The sequence below is a fragment of the Halomonas sp. BC2 genome, assembly GCF_002078115.1.
Taxonomy (GTDB): domain Bacteria; phylum Pseudomonadota; class Gammaproteobacteria; order Pseudomonadales; family Halomonadaceae; genus Vreelandella; species Vreelandella stevensii.
Genome location: NZ_LFGT01000016.1, coordinates 14,537 through 33,334, shown reverse-complemented (window position 1 = coordinate 33,334; position 18,798 = coordinate 14,537). Strand labels below are relative to the sequence as shown.

20 protein-coding genes are annotated in these 18,798 nt (G+C 59.7%); 14 read left to right on the top strand and 6 right to left on the bottom strand.

Going from position 1 to position 18,798, the window contains the following annotated elements; translation table 11 throughout:
- Positions 1-100 precede the first annotated feature (100 nt).
- Positions 101-1,282 (bottom strand): acetylornithine deacetylase, encoded by a 1,182-nt coding sequence (argE, locus tag B7L71_RS11085; RefSeq protein ID WP_081138086.1) that lies wholly within the window; start codon positions 1,280-1,282, stop codon positions 101-103.
- Positions 1,283-1,457: 175 nt separating this feature from the next.
- Between argE and ugpB the strand changes: the two genes are divergently transcribed.
- The 4 genes from ugpB to B7L71_RS11065 all read left to right on the top strand — a co-directional run bounded on the left by ugpB (position 1,458) and on the right by B7L71_RS11065 (position 5,722).
- A complete protein-coding gene (gene ugpB / locus B7L71_RS11080; protein ID WP_081137983.1) occupies positions 1,458-2,783 on the top strand; it encodes a sn-glycerol-3-phosphate ABC transporter substrate-binding protein UgpB in 1,326 nt (441 codons plus the stop codon).
- Positions 2,784-2,912: 129 nt separating this feature from the next.
- Positions 2,913-3,797: a sn-glycerol-3-phosphate ABC transporter permease UgpA gene (gene ugpA / locus B7L71_RS11075; RefSeq protein ID WP_081137981.1), complete on the top strand. Its 885-nt coding sequence runs from the start codon at positions 2,913-2,915 to the stop codon at positions 3,795-3,797.
- Positions 3,798-3,824: 27 nt separating this feature from the next.
- Complete coding sequence (gene ugpE, locus B7L71_RS11070; RefSeq protein ID WP_039183237.1) at positions 3,825-4,667, top strand: sn-glycerol-3-phosphate ABC transporter permease UgpE; 843 nt, start codon at positions 3,825-3,827, stop codon at positions 4,665-4,667.
- 2 nt (positions 4,668-4,669) lie between these two features.
- Positions 4,670-5,722: a sn-glycerol-3-phosphate import ATP-binding protein UgpC gene (locus tag B7L71_RS11065; RefSeq protein ID WP_081137980.1), complete on the top strand. Its 1,053-nt coding sequence runs from the start codon at positions 4,670-4,672 to the stop codon at positions 5,720-5,722.
- 30 nt (positions 5,723-5,752) lie between these two features.
- Here B7L71_RS11065 and B7L71_RS11060 read toward each other — a convergent pair whose 3' ends face one another.
- The gene (locus B7L71_RS11060; RefSeq protein WP_249273241.1) at positions 5,753-6,394 is read right to left on the bottom strand and encodes a metallophosphoesterase; all 642 of its coding nucleotides are present in this window, start codon (positions 6,392-6,394) and stop codon (positions 5,753-5,755) included.
- A gap of 149 nt (positions 6,395-6,543) precedes the next feature.
- Here B7L71_RS11060 and B7L71_RS11055 point away from each other — a divergent pair, with 149 nt between their 5' ends.
- From B7L71_RS11055 to B7L71_RS11045, 3 genes are all read left to right on the top strand, one after another.
- Positions 6,544-7,707, top strand: coding sequence for a glycosyltransferase family 4 protein (locus tag B7L71_RS11055; RefSeq protein ID WP_081137976.1), 1,164 nt, complete (start codon positions 6,544-6,546; stop codon positions 7,705-7,707).
- Entirely contained in the window at positions 7,670-8,209 is a 540-nt protein-coding gene (locus B7L71_RS11050) for a phosphatase PAP2 family protein (RefSeq protein WP_081137974.1), read from the top strand. Before B7L71_RS11055 ends, B7L71_RS11050 begins: the two co-directional genes overlap by 38 nt.
- Positions 8,210-8,302: 93 nt before the next feature.
- Complete coding sequence (locus B7L71_RS11045) at positions 8,303-9,748, top strand: sodium/glutamate symporter (RefSeq protein ID WP_081137972.1); 1,446 nt, start codon at positions 8,303-8,305, stop codon at positions 9,746-9,748.
- Between the two features lie 65 nt (positions 9,749-9,813).
- Here the strand turns inward: B7L71_RS11045 and B7L71_RS17900 are convergent, their stop codons facing one another.
- Positions 9,814-9,945 (bottom strand): hypothetical protein, encoded by a 132-nt coding sequence (locus B7L71_RS17900; protein WP_016915840.1) that lies wholly within the window; start codon positions 9,943-9,945, stop codon positions 9,814-9,816.
- Positions 9,946-10,640: 695 nt separating this feature from the next.
- On the opposite strand from B7L71_RS17900, the gene B7L71_RS11040 reads away from it, so the two are divergent.
- From B7L71_RS11040 to B7L71_RS11015, 7 genes are all read left to right on the top strand, one after another.
- Positions 10,641-10,772, top strand: a complete 132-nt coding sequence (locus tag B7L71_RS11040; RefSeq protein WP_016915839.1) for an entericidin A/B family lipoprotein — start codon at positions 10,641-10,643, stop codon at positions 10,770-10,772.
- 7 nt (positions 10,773-10,779) lie between these two features.
- Complete coding sequence (locus B7L71_RS11035; protein WP_081138084.1) at positions 10,780-11,292, top strand: alpha/beta fold hydrolase; 513 nt, start codon at positions 10,780-10,782, stop codon at positions 11,290-11,292.
- Between the two features lie 90 nt (positions 11,293-11,382).
- Positions 11,383-11,559: a DUF6435 family protein gene (locus B7L71_RS17145; RefSeq protein ID WP_016915837.1), complete on the top strand. Its 177-nt coding sequence runs from the start codon at positions 11,383-11,385 to the stop codon at positions 11,557-11,559.
- 3 nt (positions 11,560-11,562) lie between these two features.
- Positions 11,563-12,441, top strand: a complete 879-nt coding sequence (locus B7L71_RS11030; RefSeq protein ID WP_249273240.1) for a ChaN family lipoprotein — start codon at positions 11,563-11,565, stop codon at positions 12,439-12,441.
- Between the two features lie 261 nt (positions 12,442-12,702).
- Entirely contained in the window at positions 12,703-13,170 is a 468-nt protein-coding gene (locus B7L71_RS11025; RefSeq protein WP_249273239.1) for a hypothetical protein, read from the top strand.
- Between the two features lies 1 nt (position 13,171).
- Positions 13,172-14,683, top strand: a complete 1,512-nt coding sequence (locus B7L71_RS11020) for a tripartite tricarboxylate transporter permease (RefSeq protein ID WP_081137970.1) — start codon at positions 13,172-13,174, stop codon at positions 14,681-14,683.
- A 46-nt stretch (positions 14,684-14,729) separates the two neighbouring features.
- A complete protein-coding gene (locus B7L71_RS11015; RefSeq protein ID WP_016915832.1) occupies positions 14,730-15,698 on the top strand; it encodes a tripartite tricarboxylate transporter substrate binding protein in 969 nt (322 codons plus the stop codon).
- 113 nt (positions 15,699-15,811) lie between these two features.
- Here the strand turns inward: B7L71_RS11015 and glnG are convergent, their stop codons facing one another.
- The 3 genes from glnG to B7L71_RS11000 form a co-directional block, all read right to left on the bottom strand.
- On the bottom strand, positions 15,812-17,239 hold the full coding sequence (gene glnG / locus B7L71_RS11010) for a nitrogen regulation protein NR(I) (protein WP_081137967.1): 1,428 nt from the start codon (positions 17,237-17,239) through the stop codon (positions 15,812-15,814).
- On the bottom strand, positions 17,232-18,293 hold the full coding sequence (gene glnL / locus B7L71_RS11005) for a nitrogen regulation protein NR(II) (RefSeq protein ID WP_081137965.1): 1,062 nt from the start codon (positions 18,291-18,293) through the stop codon (positions 17,232-17,234). Before glnL ends, glnG begins: the two co-directional genes overlap by 8 nt.
- Before the next feature lie 186 nt (positions 18,294-18,479).
- Positions 18,480-18,798: DUF4124 domain-containing protein (locus B7L71_RS11000; protein WP_081137963.1), on the bottom strand; the 319-nt coding region annotated here is incomplete at its 5' end.

The following is an 18,798-nucleotide window of genomic DNA, read 5'->3' as shown; positions in this document are numbered from 1 at the left end:
AAGAAGAGCATTACCCTCAGCACTGATCGCTCTAAAGCATCATGAAAACATCCGCCGCGTCACCGGGCGGATGTTTTTTTATGGGCGTGAGCGCTCGACTTCAGGCATGGTCATCGGCTTGATAGGCCGATTGCAGGGAGCCACCCAAGCGCTGCATGAACTGCTGGCATGCCTCGAGCTGTGAGACCTCGATATACTCATCCGGCTGATGCGCCTGGGCAATGCTGCCCGGCCCCAGAATGATCGTCTGCAGCCCCTGCCCCTGAAACTGGCCAGCCTCGGTGGCGTAGGCCACGGCATGCTGGCAACAGCCTGCCGGAAGGTGCGCTTCTGCCAATTGCAGCACCTGCTGGTTGTCACGGTTTGCCAACCCGGGCACCGTCACGTTCAAGGGCTCTGTGGTGATGTCGACGGTTTTCCCCTGAGCCGCCAGGGCCTCACTCAGCGTGGCGCAGTAGTCGCTGAAGCGGGCATACACCTCTTCGAAGGTTTCCGTGGGCAGGTGGCGTATCTCCCACTCGAACTGGCACTCCCGCGCCATGATGTTGATGGCCGTGCCCCCCTTGATCTTGCCCACGTGCAGGCTGGTATGCGGCACGTTGAACGCCTCGTCCACGCGTCCTTCTTCGACCAGCGTGGCCATGGTGTCCTCGATGAAAGTGACCAGCCTGGCCGCCACATGAATCGCCGAGGTGCCCTGGTTCACCTGGCTGCTGTGGGCCTCGCGCCCCACTACGGTAGTGCGCAGGTTGGTGGCGCCTTTCTGGGCAACCACTGGCTGCATGCTGGTCGGCTCGCCGACGATGACCCGTGCCGTGGTGGAGTAGTGCTCATAAAAGCGCTTGATCAGACTCGGCGCCCCAACACAGCCGATCTCTTCGTCATAGGAAAAGCCCAGGTAGACAGGCTGCTGCAAAGGCGCCTTGACCCACTCGGGCACCATGGCCAGCGCGCAGGCGATGAACCCTTTCATGTCGCAGGTACCTCGCCCATACAACCGACCATCGCCCCCATCACGCAGGGTGAACGGGTCGCTGCTCCACGGCTGCCCTACGACGGGCACCACATCCGTATGCCCGGAAAGCATCACCCCGCCGGGCGCATCAGGGCCGATGCGCGCAATCAGGTTGGCTTTGGTGCCACAGGGGCTCATCACCCGCTCGGAAGCGACGCCAGCCTTGGTCAGGTGCGCTTCGACAAATTCGATCAGGGCCAGATTGGACGCGCTGGAGGTGGTATCGAAGGCGACCAGTCTGGTCAGTAGCGTGGTGACATCGCTCATAGTGCTCTCGCTGTGCAGGCTTTTGGCCACCCTAGCACCGCCATGGGCATTTGGAAATGCTGACCGTCACGACAACTTCACCGTGCGTTCATGAAAGCGTCATCTACACTTTCTACTGTGTAGTGCACCCAAAAAATTCAACAAACGTACTGCGCATGACCTACAAGGAGTCGTTATGTCTCGTTTCACGTTGCATGCTCTTGCCCTCGGGGTGGCGACGGCCACTTTCAGCCTGTCGGCCCAGGCCACGACCAACATTCAGTGGTGGCACGCCATGGGAGGTCAGCTCGGTAACCTGCTGGAAGAGATGACCGAAGACTTCAATGCTTCCCAGGACGATTACCGCGTCACCCCCAGCTATCGGGGCAACTACACCGAAACGATGACTGGCGCGATCGCGGCCTTCCGTGCAGGCGAACAGCCCCACATCCTGCAAGTATTCGAAGTCGGCACCGGCACCATGATGAACGCCGACGGTGCGATCTACCCGGTCTACGAGCTGATGGAAGCCCACGGCCGTGCCTTCGACCCGGATGCCTTCCTGCCCGCCGTGGTGGGCTACTACACGGACACCAACGGCAACATGCTGTCGTTCCCGTTCAACTCCTCGACGCCCATCATGTACTACAACCGGGATGTGTTCGAAGCCGCTGGCCTGGACCCGGAACAGCCGCCACAGACCTGGGAAGAACTGGCCGAACAGGCCACCCAGATCACCGAGTCGGGTGCCGCACGCTGTGGCTTCACCTCTTCATGGCCAAGCTGGGTGATGCTGGAGAACTTCTCCGCCATGCACAACTCGCCGCTGGGCACTCTGGAAAATGGCTTTGGTGGCCTGGACACCGAGCTGAACTTCAATAACGACCTGGTGGCCCGCCACTGGGACAACCTGAAAGCCTGGCAGGACGCAGGTGCCTACAAATGGGGCGGCCCCGGTTCAGGCCCTGATGCCGAACCCATGTTCTACTCCCAGGAGTGCGCGATCTTCTTCGGCTCATCGGCCTCACGGGCAGATGTGGCAGCCAACGACGACTTCGAGGTAGGCTTCGGCATGCAGCCCTACTATGCCGATGTCGACGGCGCACCGCAGAACTCGATTATCGGGGGTGCCACGCTATGGGCACTGCAAGGCCATAGCGATGCAGAGTACGAGGCCGTTGCTGCCTTCTTCGAGTACCTTTCAGAGCCCGAAGTGCAGGCCAAGTGGCACCAGCAAACCGGCTACCTGCCGATCACTCAGGCGGCATGGGACTTGAGCGTCGAGCAGGGCTACTACGACGAGAACCCAGGCGCGGATATCTCGCTCAAACAGATGACGCTGAACGAGCCCACCGAAAACTCCAAGGGCCTGCGCTTCGGCAACTTCGTGCAGATTCGCGACATCATTTCCGAAGAGATGGAAGCCGTCATGACCGGCAACAAATCGGGTCAGGCCGCTGCCGATGCAGCCGTTGAACGGGGTAATCGTTTGCTGCGTGACTTCCAGTCCGCCAATCAGTAAGTAAGCACTCGCTTCGCCGCCTGATCAATACCAGGCGGCGAAGTCGTTTCAAGTATCGCTCGGCATCGGTACTCCTTGACCCGCGTACCCCTCGCCTTACGTGCTACCCGTTCTCGCGGAAACCTGCTTATGCAAACCAAACGCATGACCTTTCCGGGGCGCTTTCTGCCTTATGCGCTGCTGGCCCCGCAAATCGTCATTACGCTGATCTTTTTCATCTGGCCGGCGGGCAAGGCGCTGTATCAATCGCTGCTGCGCGAAGATGCCTTCGGCCTGCGCACGACCTTCGTCGGCCTGGAGAACTTCACTCGCCTGTTCAGCGATGGCAACTACCTCAATGCGCTTTCGGTCACGGCCACCTTTGCCATCGGCACCACGCTGCTCTCCATGTCGGTGGCGCTGTTGCTGGCCTGCACGGTGAATCGCATGATCCGTTCGCGCAGCGCCTACACCACCCTGCTGGTATGGCCTTATGCCATTGCGCCCGCCATTGCCGGAGTGCTGTGGTGGTTCATTTTCAATCCTTCCATCGGCATCGTGCCTTACATGCTCGACATGGTGGGCTACCGCTGGAACCACCGCACGTCGGGAAGCGACGCCATGCTGCTGGTGATCTTTGCCGCCGCCTGGAAGCAGATTTCCTACAACTTTCTGTTTTTTCTAGCGGGCTTGCAGTCCATCCCGCAGTCGTTGATCGAGGCCGCCGCCATCGACGGGGCCAGCCCCATCAAGCGCTTCTGGACCATCGTCTTTCCGCTCCTTTCCCCCACCACGTTTTTCCTGATGGTGGTCAACGTGGTGTACGCGATGTTCGATACCTTCGGCATTATCCACGCCACGACACAGGGCGGCCCCGCACAGGCCACCAACACCCTGGTGTACAAGGTGTATGCCGATGGCTTCGTAGGCTTGAACCTGGGCTCTTCGGCGGCGCAGTCGGTCATTCTGATGGCCATCGTGATCGCCCTGACCATCGTTCAGTTCCGCTTCATCGAGCGCCGGGTCAACTACTGACCCAGGCGGATTGTGAGGAGTTTCGTTATGGTTGAAAACCGCCCCTGGGCCAACCTCCTGGCCCATCTGACGCTGATCCTGGGCGTTGCCGTGGTGGTATTTCCGGTGTACGTGGCGCTGGTGGCCTCGACCCAGGCCCCCGGCGACTTGCTGCGCGGCACGCTGCCCATGCTGCCCGGCAGCCACGGCCTGGAAAACTACACGCGCATGTGGCAGTCCGGCGTTTCCAACGCGGGCGCGCCACCGGCAGGCACCATGCTGTGGAACAGCTTCGTGATGGCCATGGCCATTACGCTGGGCAAACTGTCCATCTCGCTGCTGTCCGCGTTTGCCATCGTCTATTTCCGTTTCCGCTTTCGGATGCTGTTCTTCTGGCTGATCTTCATCACCTTGATGCTGCCGGTGGAGGTGCGCATCATCCCCACCTTCCAGGTGGTGGCCGACCTGAAGATGCTCAACAGTTTTGCCGGGCTGTCGATTCCGCTGATTGCCTCGGCCACCGCTACCTTTCTCTTTCGCCAGTTCTTCATGACCATCCCTGAAGAGATGCTGGAAGCCGCCAGGGTGGACGGCGCGGGGCCGCTGAAGTTCTTCAAGGACATTCTGATGCCGCTCTCGATCACCAATATCGCGGCGCTGTTCGTGATCATGTTCATCTACGGCTGGAACCAGTACCTGTGGCCGCTGCTGATCACCACCAACCCGGATTACTACACCATCGTGATGGGCATTCAGCGCATGACCTCCGATGAAAATCCCCAATGGCACTTGATCATGGCGGCCGTCGTGATGGCGGCCCTGCCGCCGGTGCTGGTGATCCTGTTTATGCAACGCCTGTTCGTGAAAGGCCTGACCGAGACGGAGAAGTAACCATGGCCAGCATTACCCTGGAAGGGCTGAAGAAAACCTACGCCGGTAACGTGGCAGCCGTCAAAGGCATCGACCTGCACATCGAAGATGGTGAATTCGTGGTACTGGTGGGGCCTTCCGGCTGCGGTAAATCGACCCTGCTGCGCATGGTGGCCGGGTTGGAAACCATTACCGAAGGCACGTTGAAGATCGGCGAGCGGGTGGTCAATCGGCTGGAGCCAGCCGAGCGGGACATCGCCATGGTGTTCCAGAACTATGCGCTCTACCCTCACATGACGGTCTACAACAACCTGGCCTACGGCCTGAAAAACCGTGGCTTCAAGAAGCATGACATCGACCAGCGCGTGCGCGCCGCCGCCAAAATGCTGGAAATCGAGGAGTACCTGGAGCGCAAACCGCGCAAGCTTTCAGGTGGCCAGCGCCAGCGCGTGGCCATGGGACGCGCACTGGTACGCGAGCCTTCGGCCTTCCTGTTCGACGAGCCGCTCTCCAACCTGGATGCCAAGCTGCGGGTGCAGATGCGCGTCGAGATCAAGCAGTTGCAGCGTCGCCTGAAGACCACCAGCCTGTACGTCACCCACGACCAGCTCGAAGCGATGACCCTGGGCGACCGCCTGGTGGTGCTGAACGCAGGCAATATCGAGCAGGTAGGCACGCCCATGGAGATCTACACGCGGCCTGCCACGCTGTTCGTGGCCCAGTTCATCGGCTCCCCTGCCATGAACATCCTGCCGTTGGCCTATCTGGCCCCTCAGGACCATCAAGGGATATTGAGCCAGCTGCCGGAAGGCACGGACACCCTGGGTATTCGCCCGGATGACCTGCTGCTGACACCGCCTGCCGAGCCGCATATCGCGCTACGAGCCACGCTGATGCTGTACGAAGCAGCCGGGGCCGAAAGCCACCTGTACGTGCATCTGGCCGACCGCCAACAGCCTACGGTACTGAAAACCGCAGGCCAGCCTCCCGTTCAGGAGGGCGAGACGCTCAACCTGTACGTCACCGCCGGTGCCCTGCACCCGTTCAATGCCACCACGGGGCAGCGCACCGGCTGAGCCTACCGCTTGCCCAGGGCGATGAAGTGACTATTCGTCCTGGGCAATATCGACAATACGACCTTGAGGCTGGTAAAACACCTCGCCATGGGACACCACGTGATCGCGCAACATTTCCCAGTCGGTATGCCCCACGATGGTATGGCGGCCATCGTCGTGGGCCGCCTGACGATACTCACCAATGGTGGCCTGGCCCGGGCTGGAGGTGGCGTCGCTATCCTGGGTGCTCAACCCGAAGATCCCGATACGCTCCCCCTGGTGTTCGAGGATCATGCCGTCATAGAGATACCCCGGCTGGGGATCGGCCGTGATGCTCTCCCCGAGGCGCTCGGCAAACTCGGTAGACGCCGAAAAGTCCAGGTTGGCGCCTAAAATGGGGAAGTCTGCCCCTGCAAAGAACGCCGCCAACGCCTGATGACCGGTCTCAGGGTCACCCAGGTCGAACTCATGATTCCCCGGCACGAACGCGTCGTAGCCCATCAGGTTCATGAAGGTCAGCGCATCCTGGCCCTGAAACTCGTTGAAGTAGAGCGTCCCGGAGAAGATATCCCCCGCATCCAGCAGCAGCCCCTCGCCATAGGTCTCCCGGGCCTCGTTCAAGGTGGCCACCAGAGCCGGGTAAGCATCCGTGCGGCCATGCAGGTCGTTGGTGTGATAGATCGTCAGGGTCAAGTCACTTTCCTGGTATATGTAACGATACTTGCTTCCTGCGGCACAAGATGGGGCACATTGCGTGTCATCGCTTGTTCACCTGGCTGTCGCCGCGGTGTCACTGTTGGGCCTCACCATGGCGCTAAACGTGATAAAGGGATGAATCGCTCATGCGACTCTGTATCATCAGCGAAACATGGTCACCGGAAATCAACGGCGTCGCGCACACGCTGAACCGGCTGTGTCGTGAACTGCTGTTGCTGGGCATCACAGTGGACGTGATACGCCCGGCGCCGCGTCAACCCGGAAGCGCCGCGTGCGCTACTCGGGAACTTCAGGTCAGGCGGTTTGCGCTGCCTAACTATACCGACGTTCAGGTAGGCTTTGCCCGCCCCGGGAAGCTTCAGCGCTTTTGGCAGCAGTACCGCCCGGATGTCGTGTATCTGGCGACCCAGGGCCCGCTGGGCTGGGCAGCCCGCCAGGCAGCCCAGCGCCTGGACCTGCCACTGGTGGCCGGTTGGCATACCAACTTCGACCACTACTGTCAGGATTATGGGGTTGCCTGGCTGAGCAAAGCGACACGACGCTATTTGCGCTATTTCCATAACGGCTGCGCGCTCACCCTGGTGCCTACCCAGCAGCAAGCCGTGGCGCTGCGCCAGGATGGCATCAAAGACGTACAGGTGCTGTCCCGGGGCATCGACGGCGAACGCTTTTCGCCCGCCCACCGCGACCTCGCGCTGCGTCAGCAGTGGGGTGTCAGCGAGCATCAACCGGTAGCCCTGTACGTAGGGCGCCTGGCACCCGAGAAGAACCTTTCGCTCCTGCAGGAAACGTTGCAAGCCATGCGCAGCGCTCGCCCCGATATGGCTCAGGTCATCGTCGGCGACGGCCCGGCCCGCAGCCAGCTGCAAAAAGCCTTGCCCGAGGCCCACTTCACCGGTTTCGTAGACAAGCATTCGCTGGCTCGCCATTACGCCAGCGCCGACATGTTCGTGTTTCCCTCGCTGTCTGAAACCTGGGGCAACGTGGTGACCGAAGCCATGGCCAGCGGTCTGGCGGTCGTGGCGTTTCGCCACGCGGCCAGCGCAGAACTGATTCACAGTGGCCATAACGGCATCACCGTGGCGACCGACGATGCGCTGGGCTTTCAACACGCGGCGGTCACGCTGTGTCAGCACCCTGCCGATTACGCACGACTAGGAAGAGTCGCCCGCCTGCGCGCGCTGGAACAGAGCTGGACGGGCATTGCCGAGCAATTTCTACGTTACCTGCACCATGCCCAGGAGGCCCGCCATGCGAGCTCGCCCGCTTGTCGTATTCGATCGTCTTGACCTGTTGGAGTGGCGCTTGTGTCAGCGCGTGACGCATCTCTCGCTCTACCGCCCCTGGCGTCTGACGCTCCAGACGGCCAGCAAACTGGGTGATTGGCCCATTTGGGTACTACTGATTGCAGCTCAGCCCTGGCTGCAAGCGGACGGCCTCTGGCGCATGTGGCAATACTCACTGATCGCGCTACTGGCGATCCTGGTCTATAAGCTGGTGAAAACCCGGCTGTGTCGTGAGCGTCCCTTCATCACCTACCTGGGGGGCGTCCACTGTGGTGAACCCGCCCGAGACCGCTACAGCTTTCCCAGTGGCCATACCATGCATGCCGTGATGTTCAGCGTGCTGGTGGCTAGCCACACGCCCTGGTTGCTACCCATCGTGTTACCGCTTGCCTTGATCATCGCGATTTCAAGGGTGGGGCTGGGCCTGCACTATGTCAGTGACGTGCTGGCCGGGGCCGCCATGGGCTATGGATTTGCGCTATTGGGACTCTACTGGATGGGCTAGGCCCTTTTCGAATACCTGAACGCCATAGCGCTTTCATTTGATTGGCGCTACGTTTATCTCATTACCCTTTTCGAATCATCAAGGAGCGATGAGATGACCATGACCGTTGGTGAACTGTTTATCGCGCTGGTGCTCATTGCGCTGGTGCTGCTGGTCAGTAACGCGCTGCGCCTTTGGCTGCCCTGGCTGCGCCGCCTGTTTCTCCCCAGCTCGGTGATTGGCGGGCTGCTCTTACTGCTGCTCGGCCCCGATGTCATCGGGCGCTTCATGCCCACGCTTTTCGAAGATAGCCCCGGCTTGTTCCCCGCTTACGTCCAGGAGAGCTGGTCGGCGCTGCCCGGGCTGCTGATCAACGTGGTCTTTGCTGCCCTATTCATTGGCAAGGCCATCCCTGGGCTGCGCACCATCTGGCTACGCGCAGGGCCCCAGGTCGTGGTGGGTCAGACCATGGCCTGGGGCCAGTATGTGGTCGGGCTAAGCCTTGCCCTGCTGGTGCTGGTACCGCTTTTCAACATGAACCCCATGGTAGGGGCGCTGATTGAAATCGGTTTCGAAGGGGGGCACGGCACCGCCGCGGGCATGGCCGACACTTTCGCCGATCTCGGTTTTGAGGAAGGCGCCGACCTGGCGCTTGGCCTGGCCACCGTCGGCATCGTTTCGGGGGTGTTGATCGGTACGGTGATGATCAACATCGCGGCACGCAGAGGCGTGGTCAAGCCCACCCGTGAAGAAGACCAGCCGGATGAAAGCCTGCGTGAAGACGAGCGGCCCTCTACAGAGGAGTTCAGCGAATTCAAAAAGGATCTGGCACAAGAGGCAGGCACCACCGACCCTTTGAGCCTGCATATTGGCCTAGTGGGCATTGCCATCGTGATTGGCTGGCTGCTGCTGACAGGCCTGCAGTGGATCGAGCAGATGACCTGGGCGCGCGACGGTGGGCTGGAAATACTCGCCCACGTGCCGCTGTTTCCCATCGCCATGATTGGCGGGGTGATCGTACAGCTGTGTGTCATGCGCTTTGGGCTGGAACGGCACGTATCCACCCGCACCATGTCTCGTATTGCAGGCACCGCTCTGGATTTCACCATTGTGGCCGCCCTCGCAACGCTTTCGCTGACCACACTGGGCGATTACTTCGTGCCGTTCCTGCTGCTGGCCGTTGCCGGGATTGCCTGGAGCCTCTTCGTACTGATCGTGATTGCTCCCCGCGTCATCCCCGAAAACTGGTTCGAACGCGGTATTGGTGACTTCGGCCAATCCATGGGGGTCACTGTCACGGGGCTGTTGCTGATGCGCATGGCAGACCCCAAGAACAAGTCTGGCGCACTGGAGAGCTTTGGCTACAAACAGCTGATGTTCGAACCCGTGGTGGGCGGTGGCCTGTTTACCGCCGCCGCGTTACCGCTGATTGCCCAGTTTGGCGCACCTGCCGTGCTGGGCTTCACGGCCATACTAACCGTCGGCTGGCTGGCATTTGGACTGCTCTACTTTGGCCGGATGGTGCCCGACCGTGGCAAGGGTCGATGGCAAGGCAAGTAAACGTCACATAGCAAAACGCCCGCAGCTGCGGGCATTTTTGTATTGGATGGCTTACATAGGATGGCTTACATATCAGGTGGCATGTCGTCACGCTCTTCCAGGCCCCCTGAAAATGACGTCTTGAACGCCATATACAGGCCTACCCCCGAAAACCCCAGGAAGAGCACGAACATGCATAACATCAATACCATCGCCATAACGCGTGTCCCTGTCAGTGTGCGGCCGTTGCGTTGACGTCTTCTCACCGCTGAAATTTGGTCTACACGACAGGATAGACCAAAACACTGCGCCCATCTGTACCATTACTGTACAGACGCAGGGATGGATTTGTAAAATTATCTAAAATCAGTTACTTGAGACAACAAAAATAACGCAAAAAAACCACCCCACGCACGCGAGATGGCTGTTTTGCATCGCTGCCAATCCTTGGCTTTGATGGCCAGCACATCCAAGTGCTGACAAGAGTGGGCAGGCTCGATGTCCCTACACGTCCTTGATGCTTTCTGGGCGTCCTGCCCTCCTTGACTGCCTGTTAGCCTGCCCACACTGTCGATGAAGAAAGGGGTCACTCCCTGTGAGCCCGAGGCAGTTTATGCTACTAACTGTGATGCTGCACAAGGCGGACCAATACTTGCAAAAAAATTAAAAATACATTAAAAACAATTGCTTGATTTAAATAAAAAGGAGCATCATCTATGCCAACGCAGTGTTCTGAGCCGCCCAAACCTGTGTAAAAGTGACACATGCGACAAATGCGTATAGCGCATTTTTAGCCTGCCACCGCCGTTTGTGTCACCCAGGCATCACGACCAGTGGCGGGCCTCCCCGTTAACGCTTATGTTATACATCGAATGCCCCACTCTCGGGGATGGGCCCCACTGAGGACACGCTCATGAAACGCTCCATGCTGCTTGGCATACTCTTGATGTCGACCCTGCTGGTCATCAGCGGATGTAATACGGTTCGTGGCATGGGTCAGGATATCGAGCGGGGTGGCGCCGCCATTCAGCGCTCGGCGGAGTAACCCCATGATGATGACGGTCTTTCTTTCCCACGGTCTGGAGAGTGGCCCCGGCGCCTTGAAGATACAGGCGCTAAAAGGCGTCGCAGAGCATGTAGATGACTGTGAACCCGTGGTCATGGATTATCGCGGCATGAGCGAGCCTGCAGCCCGTTTGGCTCATTTACGTGAGGCGTTGAATGCCCGAGGTGATGACCCATCCCGATGCATTCTGGCGGGGTCTAGCCTGGGCGGATGGATCAGTGCGGCACTGAGTGCCGAAACGCCCGTACTCGGCTGCTTCTTGTTGGCTCCCGCGCTCGGCATGCCCCGCTACCCGGAAACCTCCCCCATCATTCAGGCCCAACACACCCATATCATTCACGGTTGGCAGGATGACGTAGTGCTGCCAGGCCCGGTCATTGAGCACGCCCAGCGCCAGCGGCTCTCGCTGCGCATGGTGGATGACGACCATCGGCTACACAGCAGCCTGGAGGTCATCCTGGCGGATTTCACACGATTTTTGGCCACCTGTGCCAGCTGATGCTCGCACACGCCAGGATTAGCTTGCCAAAACCTCGACATGGGCACCATAAACCTATACAAATAATATACACACAATAGGAGATAGCTCATGTTTGGACTTTTCAAGCGCGACCCCAAAAAGAAACTTCAGCAGGACTACGAACGCAAACTCACCGAGGCCATGCAAGCGTCTCGCAATGGCGACATGCGCGCCAATGCGACCCTGACCGCCGAAGCCGAAGCGCTGTTGCAGGAAATCAACCGTTTGAAGGACGAAGGCCGCTAGCCCATGGGCCGTTTGCCAAGAGGCGTGTGCCGCCTGATGCTGGCCCTGGGCATGGTGTCACAGGCACAGGCAACAGAAACGTGCCAGCTTCAGGGGCGCTGGTGGCAATCGGGTCAGGCCGTGACTGCCGATGCGGTGCTCAACCTGGCAGCGCAACGGCCAGTGGTGCTGCTAGGGGAACGGCACGACGCCATGGAACACCACCGCTGGCAATTGCATACCCTGGCAGGCCTGTACGCCCATGAGAGCGATATGGTGATTGGCCTCGAGATGCTGCCCAGAGAAGCGCAGCCGGTACTGGAACGCTGGGTGGCGGGAGAGCTATCCGAAGAGGAGTTTCTGGAGCAGAGCGACTGGCAGGAAGCCTGGGGGTTCGATCCTGAGCTTTACTGGCCCATCCTTCACTTTGCACGCTTGAACCGCATTCCACTGAAGGCGCTCAACATTACTCCAGCCTTACGCCAGCGGCTGACCAGCGAAGAGATCGGCCACATTCCCCCAGAGCAGCGTTACGGTATACCCGCGCCGCGACCTGCCAATGACGCCTACCAGACTTACCTGGAGGAGGTCTTCGACCAGCATGCCATGGGGCAAGACAACCCCGACATGCTGGAACGCTTCATTCGAGCGCAACTCAGTTGGGACATTGCCATGGCGCAGGGGCTGGCAGACGCTACCCAAGAGAGCACCCTGGCCGTGGGCCTGATGGGCCTTGGGCATGTCGTGCATGGCCATGGCGTAGCGCACCAATTGGAAGGACTGGGCATTCAAGATACGCTCAGTCTCTTGCCCTGGGAGCTGGAGGAGTGCGCGCTTCCCGACCCCACCTTGAGCGATGCCATTTTCATATTACCCACCCCAATGCCAGACGCGTCATCCTGAACAAGCGGTCAATATCACTTATGTTAAAACCATGCGCCAAAATGTTTATTCGCTAGCTAATAGACTAAGCATTTTATATTGCTACGGTTCAGCATTAGCCATGAAAGCACGCTGAGCGGCACTGATGACGCCTTTCCGTATAGCCTACTCCATACTCAAAAAACCGTTGATTGTACCGTTTAATATGCAGCTCGTTACTAATTGATTACAACAACCGTGATCTCTACGGTAGAAGGCTTGTTCACCTGCTGATACTGCCCCATGACACCTGACTCTCAATTACAGCGAAGAAACCTGTGGTCCGGAATCGGCGTTACCCTGGTCGCCTGTTGGCTGCTGGTCTGGCTAATCCCGCGCTACGGTGGCTCCGGCATGGCGTTTGGTATGCATCCACAGCGTTTGGCCACGCTAGGCGCCTGGGTCATGTTGATCTGTGCTGCCATACTCCTTATCGTCAGTTTTATTCGCCTTAAACAACAGCGCGCACCTTTATTAAAGCGTTTATCGCTCATCGATCTTTGGTATCAAGCCTGGCCTTTCTTATATGTATTACTCTTTATCCTACTCGCTAACTTTATCCCTTTAACGTGGCTGGCTCCCTTTATTATAGGTTGTCTCGTTGCACTACTGGGTGAACGGCGCTGGTATGTTATTGCACTTTCTGCCGCGATTCCTACCGCTGCACTTTACTTACTGACCGTGCAACTCATGCGCATAGGAATTGTTTAAGATGCCAGAATTCAGTGCTATTACCAGTGCCTTTGGCGATGCATTAACACTGCACTCCATCAGCGTCATTTTAGGAGGCGTGTTACTGGGCTATATCGTGGGCGTCATTCCCGGCCTGAACCGCTCGGTGGCCATTGCCATTGCCATACCGCTCACTTTCTACATGTCGGCCTATGCCGCCATCGCCTTTTTGATTGGCCTCTCCAAGGGCACGGCGGCGGGCAGCGCTGTCTCTGCCATTTTGCTCAACACCCCGGGCGAGCCCTCGTCGGCAGCCACCTGTCTGGATGGCTACCCCATGGCCAACAATGGTCAGCCTCGCAAGGCGCTCAAGGTAGGGCTACTGGCGTCGGTGGTCGGCGACCTGTTATCGACACTGCTATTGATCGTCGTCGTTATTCCCTTTGCCTCGATTGCCCTCAAGTTTGGCCCTTATGAACTGGCTGCCATTCTCATTTTTGCACTGGTCTTTATTGCCGGAATGGCCGGAGGCTCTTTTTTAAAGGGCATGGCCGCCGGAGGCATGGGCGTTATTTTAGGAACGGTTGGGTTAGACCCGGAAACCGGCGCCATGCGCTTTACGTTTGGCTACGCGGAGCTGATGGAAGGCGTGCCTATTCTCCCTTTAGTGATCGGCACCCTGGCTCTTTCGGAAATGTTCGTACAACTGGAAGCTTATCGGCGTAATAAAGGCGCCAGCTCCGTCAAACTTGGCCATAACCCGGAAGACGACCTCTCCTTTAAAGAGTTTAAAAGCACCTTGCCGACCATCTTTAAAAGCACCGGCGTCGGGGCGTTCGTTGGCGCACTGCCGGGCCTGGGGCCATCGGTAGGTTCGTTCATGGCGTATGGGCTCGCCAAGCGCGGCGCCAAAGACCCGGATAGCTTCGGCAAGGGCAACCCCAATGGCATTGCCGCCGCCGAGGCTGCCGATAACGCCGTCATTCCCGCCAGCTACATTCCGCTGTTCGGGCTGGGTATTCCCGGCAGCGTGTCGGCGGCACTGCTGGTGGGTGCTTTCATGATCCACGGTATTCAGGTCGGCCCACTGATGCTGCGCGACCATCCACAAATGCTGTTCACCATCTTTGCAGGCATGGTGGTGGCTAGCCTGATCATGCTGGCCGTAGGCTGGTACGGGCTACGTATCTTTGCCCGCGTCACGGATGTGCCGCAGAACATCGTCATCCCCGTGGTGATCTTTCTCTGCCTGGCCGGCATTCAAGTGCAGGGCTACGGCACTTTTGGCCTGCTGACCGTGTTTGGCTTCGCGATCTTCGGCTATTTCCTGAAGAAGCATGACTACTCCTTCGTAACCTTTCTGGTCGCTTTCATCGTCACGCCCATGCTGGAGATGAACCTGCGCCAGTCAGTCATTCTTTCCGGGGGCGACATTGGCATTCTCGTGCAGCGCCCCATTGCACTGACGTTTGTGGTCGCCACTGGCCTGCTGGTACTGCACCTGCTGTGGAGCAGTTATCGCCAGTACCGGCAGCGTCGGCAACACGGCTAAACCGAGCAACCTTCACTACCAAGAAAAAACCATCGAGGAAACCACCATGAAAAAGCATCTTCTGACCACCGCCATCGTTTCGGCAGCGCTGACCCTGGCCGCTGGCACCGCCCAGGCCAATGACTTCCCCAGCAAGCCGCTGACCATGGTCGTCGGCTTTGGCGCAGGCGGCAGCACCGACATTCAAGCCCGTGTATTGGCCAACGTACTGGAAGAAGAGCTGGGCCAGCCGGTGAACGTGGTCAACCAGCCGGGCGCGGGCGGTGGCGTGGCCTTGACTCGCCTGGCCAACAATAACGACGAAGGCTACACCTTTGCCTTTGGCACCTCCATGACCATCACCTACGGCCCGCTGGCCACGGAAACCGCCTACCAGCTGGACGACTTCCGCTACGTGGCGGGCGTGACGCTGGGCCAGTCGGCTATCGTAACCGGCGAGAACCGCCCCTTTGGTGACAGCTGGGAGTCGCTGGTGGAGTATGCCCGCGAAAACCCCGGCACCAGCTATGCCACGCAGACCGCCCTGGATCGCATGATCATCGAGTACATTGCCCAGCAGGAAGGTCTTGACCTGCGCATCGTGCCCACGGCGGGCGGAGCTGGCATGGCACCGCTGATTCTCTCTGGCGACGTGGACTTCGCCTATAGCGGCGGCACCCACTCCGGCTACGCAGAAACGGGTGAAATGCCGGTACTGCTGAGCCTGGCAGAAGACCGTCTGGTAGCCTTCCCGGATGCGCCCAGCCTGCAAGAAGCCGGTTATGACATCAACCCGGCAGAAATTCGCGTGGTCATGGTGCCCAACAATACGCCGGATGCCCACGTCGAGCGCCTGGCAGAAGCACTGGAAGCCGCTACCCAGGATGAGCGCTTCATCGAGATCACCGAAGAGCGCATTCTGATGCCGGTGGTGTACCTGTCGGAAGACGAAGTCACCCAGACCCTCACCGAGCAGACCGAAAGCTACAAGGCGCTGATCGAAGAGCTGGGCGGCGTACCGGGCGCAGACGACTAAGCTGCCCCGCATGCCGTGAACAGGATGGCATGAAAAAGCCCGCTGACCGTGTCAGCGGGCTTTTTAATGGTTCCGGGCCAGCATCGCCGAGCCGACGGCGATTGCCAAGATGTCTACTCGTCGGCTAGCGCGGGCAGCAGCGTCTTGAGCTTGCGTGTCAGGGTATTGCGCCCCCAGCCCAGCAGCTCGGCCGCTTCCCCCTTGCGCCCCCCGGTATGCTTCAAGGCGGTTTCGATCAGGATGCGCTCGAAATCCGGCACCGCTTCTTCCAGCAGGTGCGTATGCCCTTCGGCCAGGGCGCGGTCGGCCCAATCCCGGAAGGCCGAACGCCAATCACCGTAAGCGCCTCCTTCTGGCGCGCTGACCGAGCGCAGCTCGGGAGGCAGGTCCTCGATCAGGATCTCCCTCCCCGATGCCATCACGGTGAGCCAACGGCAGATATTTTCCAGCTGACGAACGTTACCCGGCCACGGCAGCCGAGTCAGGTGAGCTTCTGCCTCGGGCGTCAGCACCTTGATATCGGTGGATAGCTCCTTGGCCGCCTCCGCCAGGAAATGGCGGGTCAAGCGGGGGATGTCTTCACGGCGCTCGGCCAGACGCGGCAGGTGCACCCGAATCACGTTCAGGCGGTGGAACAGATCCTCACGAAAACGCCCTTCATCCACCAGAGATTCCAGGTTCTGGTGGGTAGCGGCAATGATGCGCACATCCACCTTGACCGGCGTATGGCCACCGACCCGGTAAAACTCGCCATCGGCCAGCACCCGCAGCAGGCGCGTTTGCGTCTCGGCGGGCATGTCGCCAATTTCATCCAGAAACAGCGTACCGCCGTTGGCCTGTTCGAAACGCCCCTGACGCTGCTGGGCGGCACCGGTAAAGGCGCCTTTCTCATGGCCAAACAGTTCCGACTCGATCAGGTCACGAGGAATCGCCGCCATATTGAGGGCAATGAACGGCTTGCCGGAGCGCGGGCTGTGCTGATGCAACGCCTGGGCTACCCGCTCTTTACCGGTGCCCGACTCCCCGTTGATCAATACCGTGATATGGGAGTGCGACAAGCGGCCAATGGCGCGAAACACCTCCTGCATGGCAGGCGCTTCGCCGATGATCTCGGCGCTCAGCCCTTCCGGTACGCTAATCGGCCGCTGGCGCTCGCGGGCATGAGCCACCGCGCGCCGCACCAGCGCCAGCGCTTCGTCGACATCAAAGGGCTTGGGCAGGTACTCGAAAGCGCCCCCCTGATAAGAGGCCACCGCGCTATCCAGGTCCGAGTGGGCGGTCATGACAATGACCGGCAGATCGGGGTGAGCCGCACGCACGCGAGACATCAGGTCGAGGCCGTCGATTCCCGGCATGCGAATATCGGTGACCAGCACATCTGGTGGATTTTCCAGCAGCCGAGCCAGCGCCGTATCCGCCCGCTCGATACACTCTACATCCAGGTCGGGTTGCGCCAGCGCGCGCTCCAGCACCCAGCGGATAGCGCGGTCATCATCGACGATAACCACCCGTGCAACATCGGTACGTGTCGCCTCAGTCATGACGCATCTCCGGTAAATTAATAACCAATGGAATCAGTAAACGAAATTCGGTGTGTCCGGGTCGGGAATCGCATTCGATCAATCCTTGATGTTGGTGCAAAATTGACTGAGCAATCGATAGCCCCAGGCCACTGCCTTCCGCGCGGCCTGACACCATGGGGTAAAAAAGCGTTTCACGTAACGCATCGGGGATGCCGGGGCCGTTGTCGATCACGCCCACCTCGCTGACCAACCGATAGCGCTCGGCCCCCAGCGTGAACTGGCGGCGGGCACGGGTGCGCAGGGTCAGCGTGGGGGACGGCGTGTCGGCTTCGCTCATGGCCTGTACCGCGTTGCGGGCCACGTTCAACACGGCCTGGATCATCTGCGACTCGTCGCCAGAAAGGTCCGGCAGGCTGGGGTCATAATCGCGGTTAACGGTGACCTGCGGATGCTCGGCCAACAGCAGCGCACGCACGCGCTCCAGCACCTTGTGAATGTTCACCGGCTCATGCTTGATGATGCGGTTGGGACCCAGCATGGAGTCCACCAGATCGCGCAAACGGTCCACTTCCTCGACGATGATGTGGGTAAACTCTCGCAAGGCCGGGTCGTCCAGATCGCGCTCCAGCAGCTGCGCCGCGCCGCGGATACCGCCCAAGGGGTTTTTCACCTCATGGGCCAGCCCACGCGCCAGCACCTTGATGGTCTCCTGGCGAGTGGTCAGCGCTTCTTCCCGGGAAATCTGCATCAGCCGATCACGGGGCTCCACCTCCAGCAGCAGCTCGTCGGCGGACAGCGGCGTCACGGTGTAATCCACCGTCAGGGGGTCACTATTGAGCGGCGTAATACGCGCTTCGCGTTGGGTGTAAGGGTGAAACGCATCGCGCGCCTTGGCCAGCACGTCATCGATACTCTCGTCACCGCCCAGCAGGGTGTCCAAACTGATGCCTTGTACCCGACTGAAGCTCACCGCCAGCAGCGCCTCGGCGGCCGGATTCATCCAGCGAACCCGAAGTTCGCCGTCCAGCAGCAATACCGCCGTCGTGAGGTGTTCTAGTAAGCGCTGATACATGGCGTGTCCTGAAGCGTCGCTAACCGTAGCGTTAGTGATTTAGCTGAGGAAGTGCAAAAAGCGCGCCAGGTTACTCAAAACGGCGCCATGCACGGCTTAGGGGCAGCCTACCGATACCGCTCGGGCGTTTATAGCGCAAGGGACGGAAGATTTAGCCAATCCAATGCACCATTGTAGTGCATTCACTTAATCGGCGATAAAAATCGTCACCTGATCGGTGCGATGCTGAATGCGCCCCTGGCTGTCCAACAGCTCTGCCTGCAAACGATGCTGCCCCGGGGGCAAGCCTGCCAGCCAAAAGGCATCGCTATGCAGAGGGGATTGGCTAAGCTCGCCGTTGACGAGCAGCTGGATCTGGTGGTCCTCACGCAGCGCAGGGGAAACGCTGACCTCCACGGGCGTCATGCCACCGCGCAGAGAAGCCCCAGGCGCGGGGGCAACGATGATGAACCGGTCATAGGGCATAAACGGCTGGCCCGGGCGCCCTGCAGGGCGTGCCGCCGAG

Coding starts and splice junctions, on each gene's coding strand:
- B7L71_RS11055 (WP_081137976.1), top strand. CDS start 6,544: ATGCGACTCTGTATCATCAGCGAAACATGGTCACCGGAAATCAACGGC.
- B7L71_RS17900 (WP_016915840.1), bottom strand. CDS start 9,945: ATGGCGATGGTATTGATGTTATGCATGTTCGTGCTCTTCCTGGGGTTT.
- ugpB (WP_081137983.1), top strand. CDS start 1,458: ATGTCTCGTTTCACGTTGCATGCTCTTGCCCTCGGGGTGGCGACGGCC.
- B7L71_RS11045 (WP_081137972.1), top strand. CDS start 8,303: ATGACCATGACCGTTGGTGAACTGTTTATCGCGCTGGTGCTCATTGCG.
- argE (WP_081138086.1), bottom strand. CDS start 1,282: ATGAGCGATGTCACCACGCTACTGACCAGACTGGTCGCCTTCGATACC.
- ugpA (WP_081137981.1), top strand. CDS start 2,913: ATGCAAACCAAACGCATGACCTTTCCGGGGCGCTTTCTGCCTTATGCG.
- B7L71_RS11050 (WP_081137974.1), top strand. CDS start 7,670: ATGCGAGCTCGCCCGCTTGTCGTATTCGATCGTCTTGACCTGTTGGAG.
- B7L71_RS11035 (WP_081138084.1), top strand. CDS start 10,780: ATGATGACGGTCTTTCTTTCCCACGGTCTGGAGAGTGGCCCCGGCGCC.
- B7L71_RS17145 (WP_016915837.1), top strand. CDS start 11,383: ATGTTTGGACTTTTCAAGCGCGACCCCAAAAAGAAACTTCAGCAGGAC.
- ugpE (WP_039183237.1), top strand. CDS start 3,825: ATGGTTGAAAACCGCCCCTGGGCCAACCTCCTGGCCCATCTGACGCTG.
- glnG (WP_081137967.1), bottom strand. CDS start 17,239: ATGACTGAGGCGACACGTACCGATGTTGCACGGGTGGTTATCGTCGAT.
- glnL (WP_081137965.1), bottom strand. CDS start 18,293: ATGTATCAGCGCTTACTAGAACACCTCACGACGGCGGTATTGCTGCTG.
- B7L71_RS11015 (WP_016915832.1), top strand. CDS start 14,730: ATGAAAAAGCATCTTCTGACCACCGCCATCGTTTCGGCAGCGCTGACC.
- B7L71_RS11025 (WP_249273239.1), top strand. CDS start 12,703: ATGACACCTGACTCTCAATTACAGCGAAGAAACCTGTGGTCCGGAATC.
- B7L71_RS11065 (WP_081137980.1), top strand. CDS start 4,670: ATGGCCAGCATTACCCTGGAAGGGCTGAAGAAAACCTACGCCGGTAAC.
- B7L71_RS11030 (WP_249273240.1), top strand. CDS start 11,563: ATGGGCCGTTTGCCAAGAGGCGTGTGCCGCCTGATGCTGGCCCTGGGC.
- B7L71_RS11020 (WP_081137970.1), top strand. CDS start 13,172: ATGCCAGAATTCAGTGCTATTACCAGTGCCTTTGGCGATGCATTAACA.
- B7L71_RS11040 (WP_016915839.1), top strand. CDS start 10,641: ATGAAACGCTCCATGCTGCTTGGCATACTCTTGATGTCGACCCTGCTG.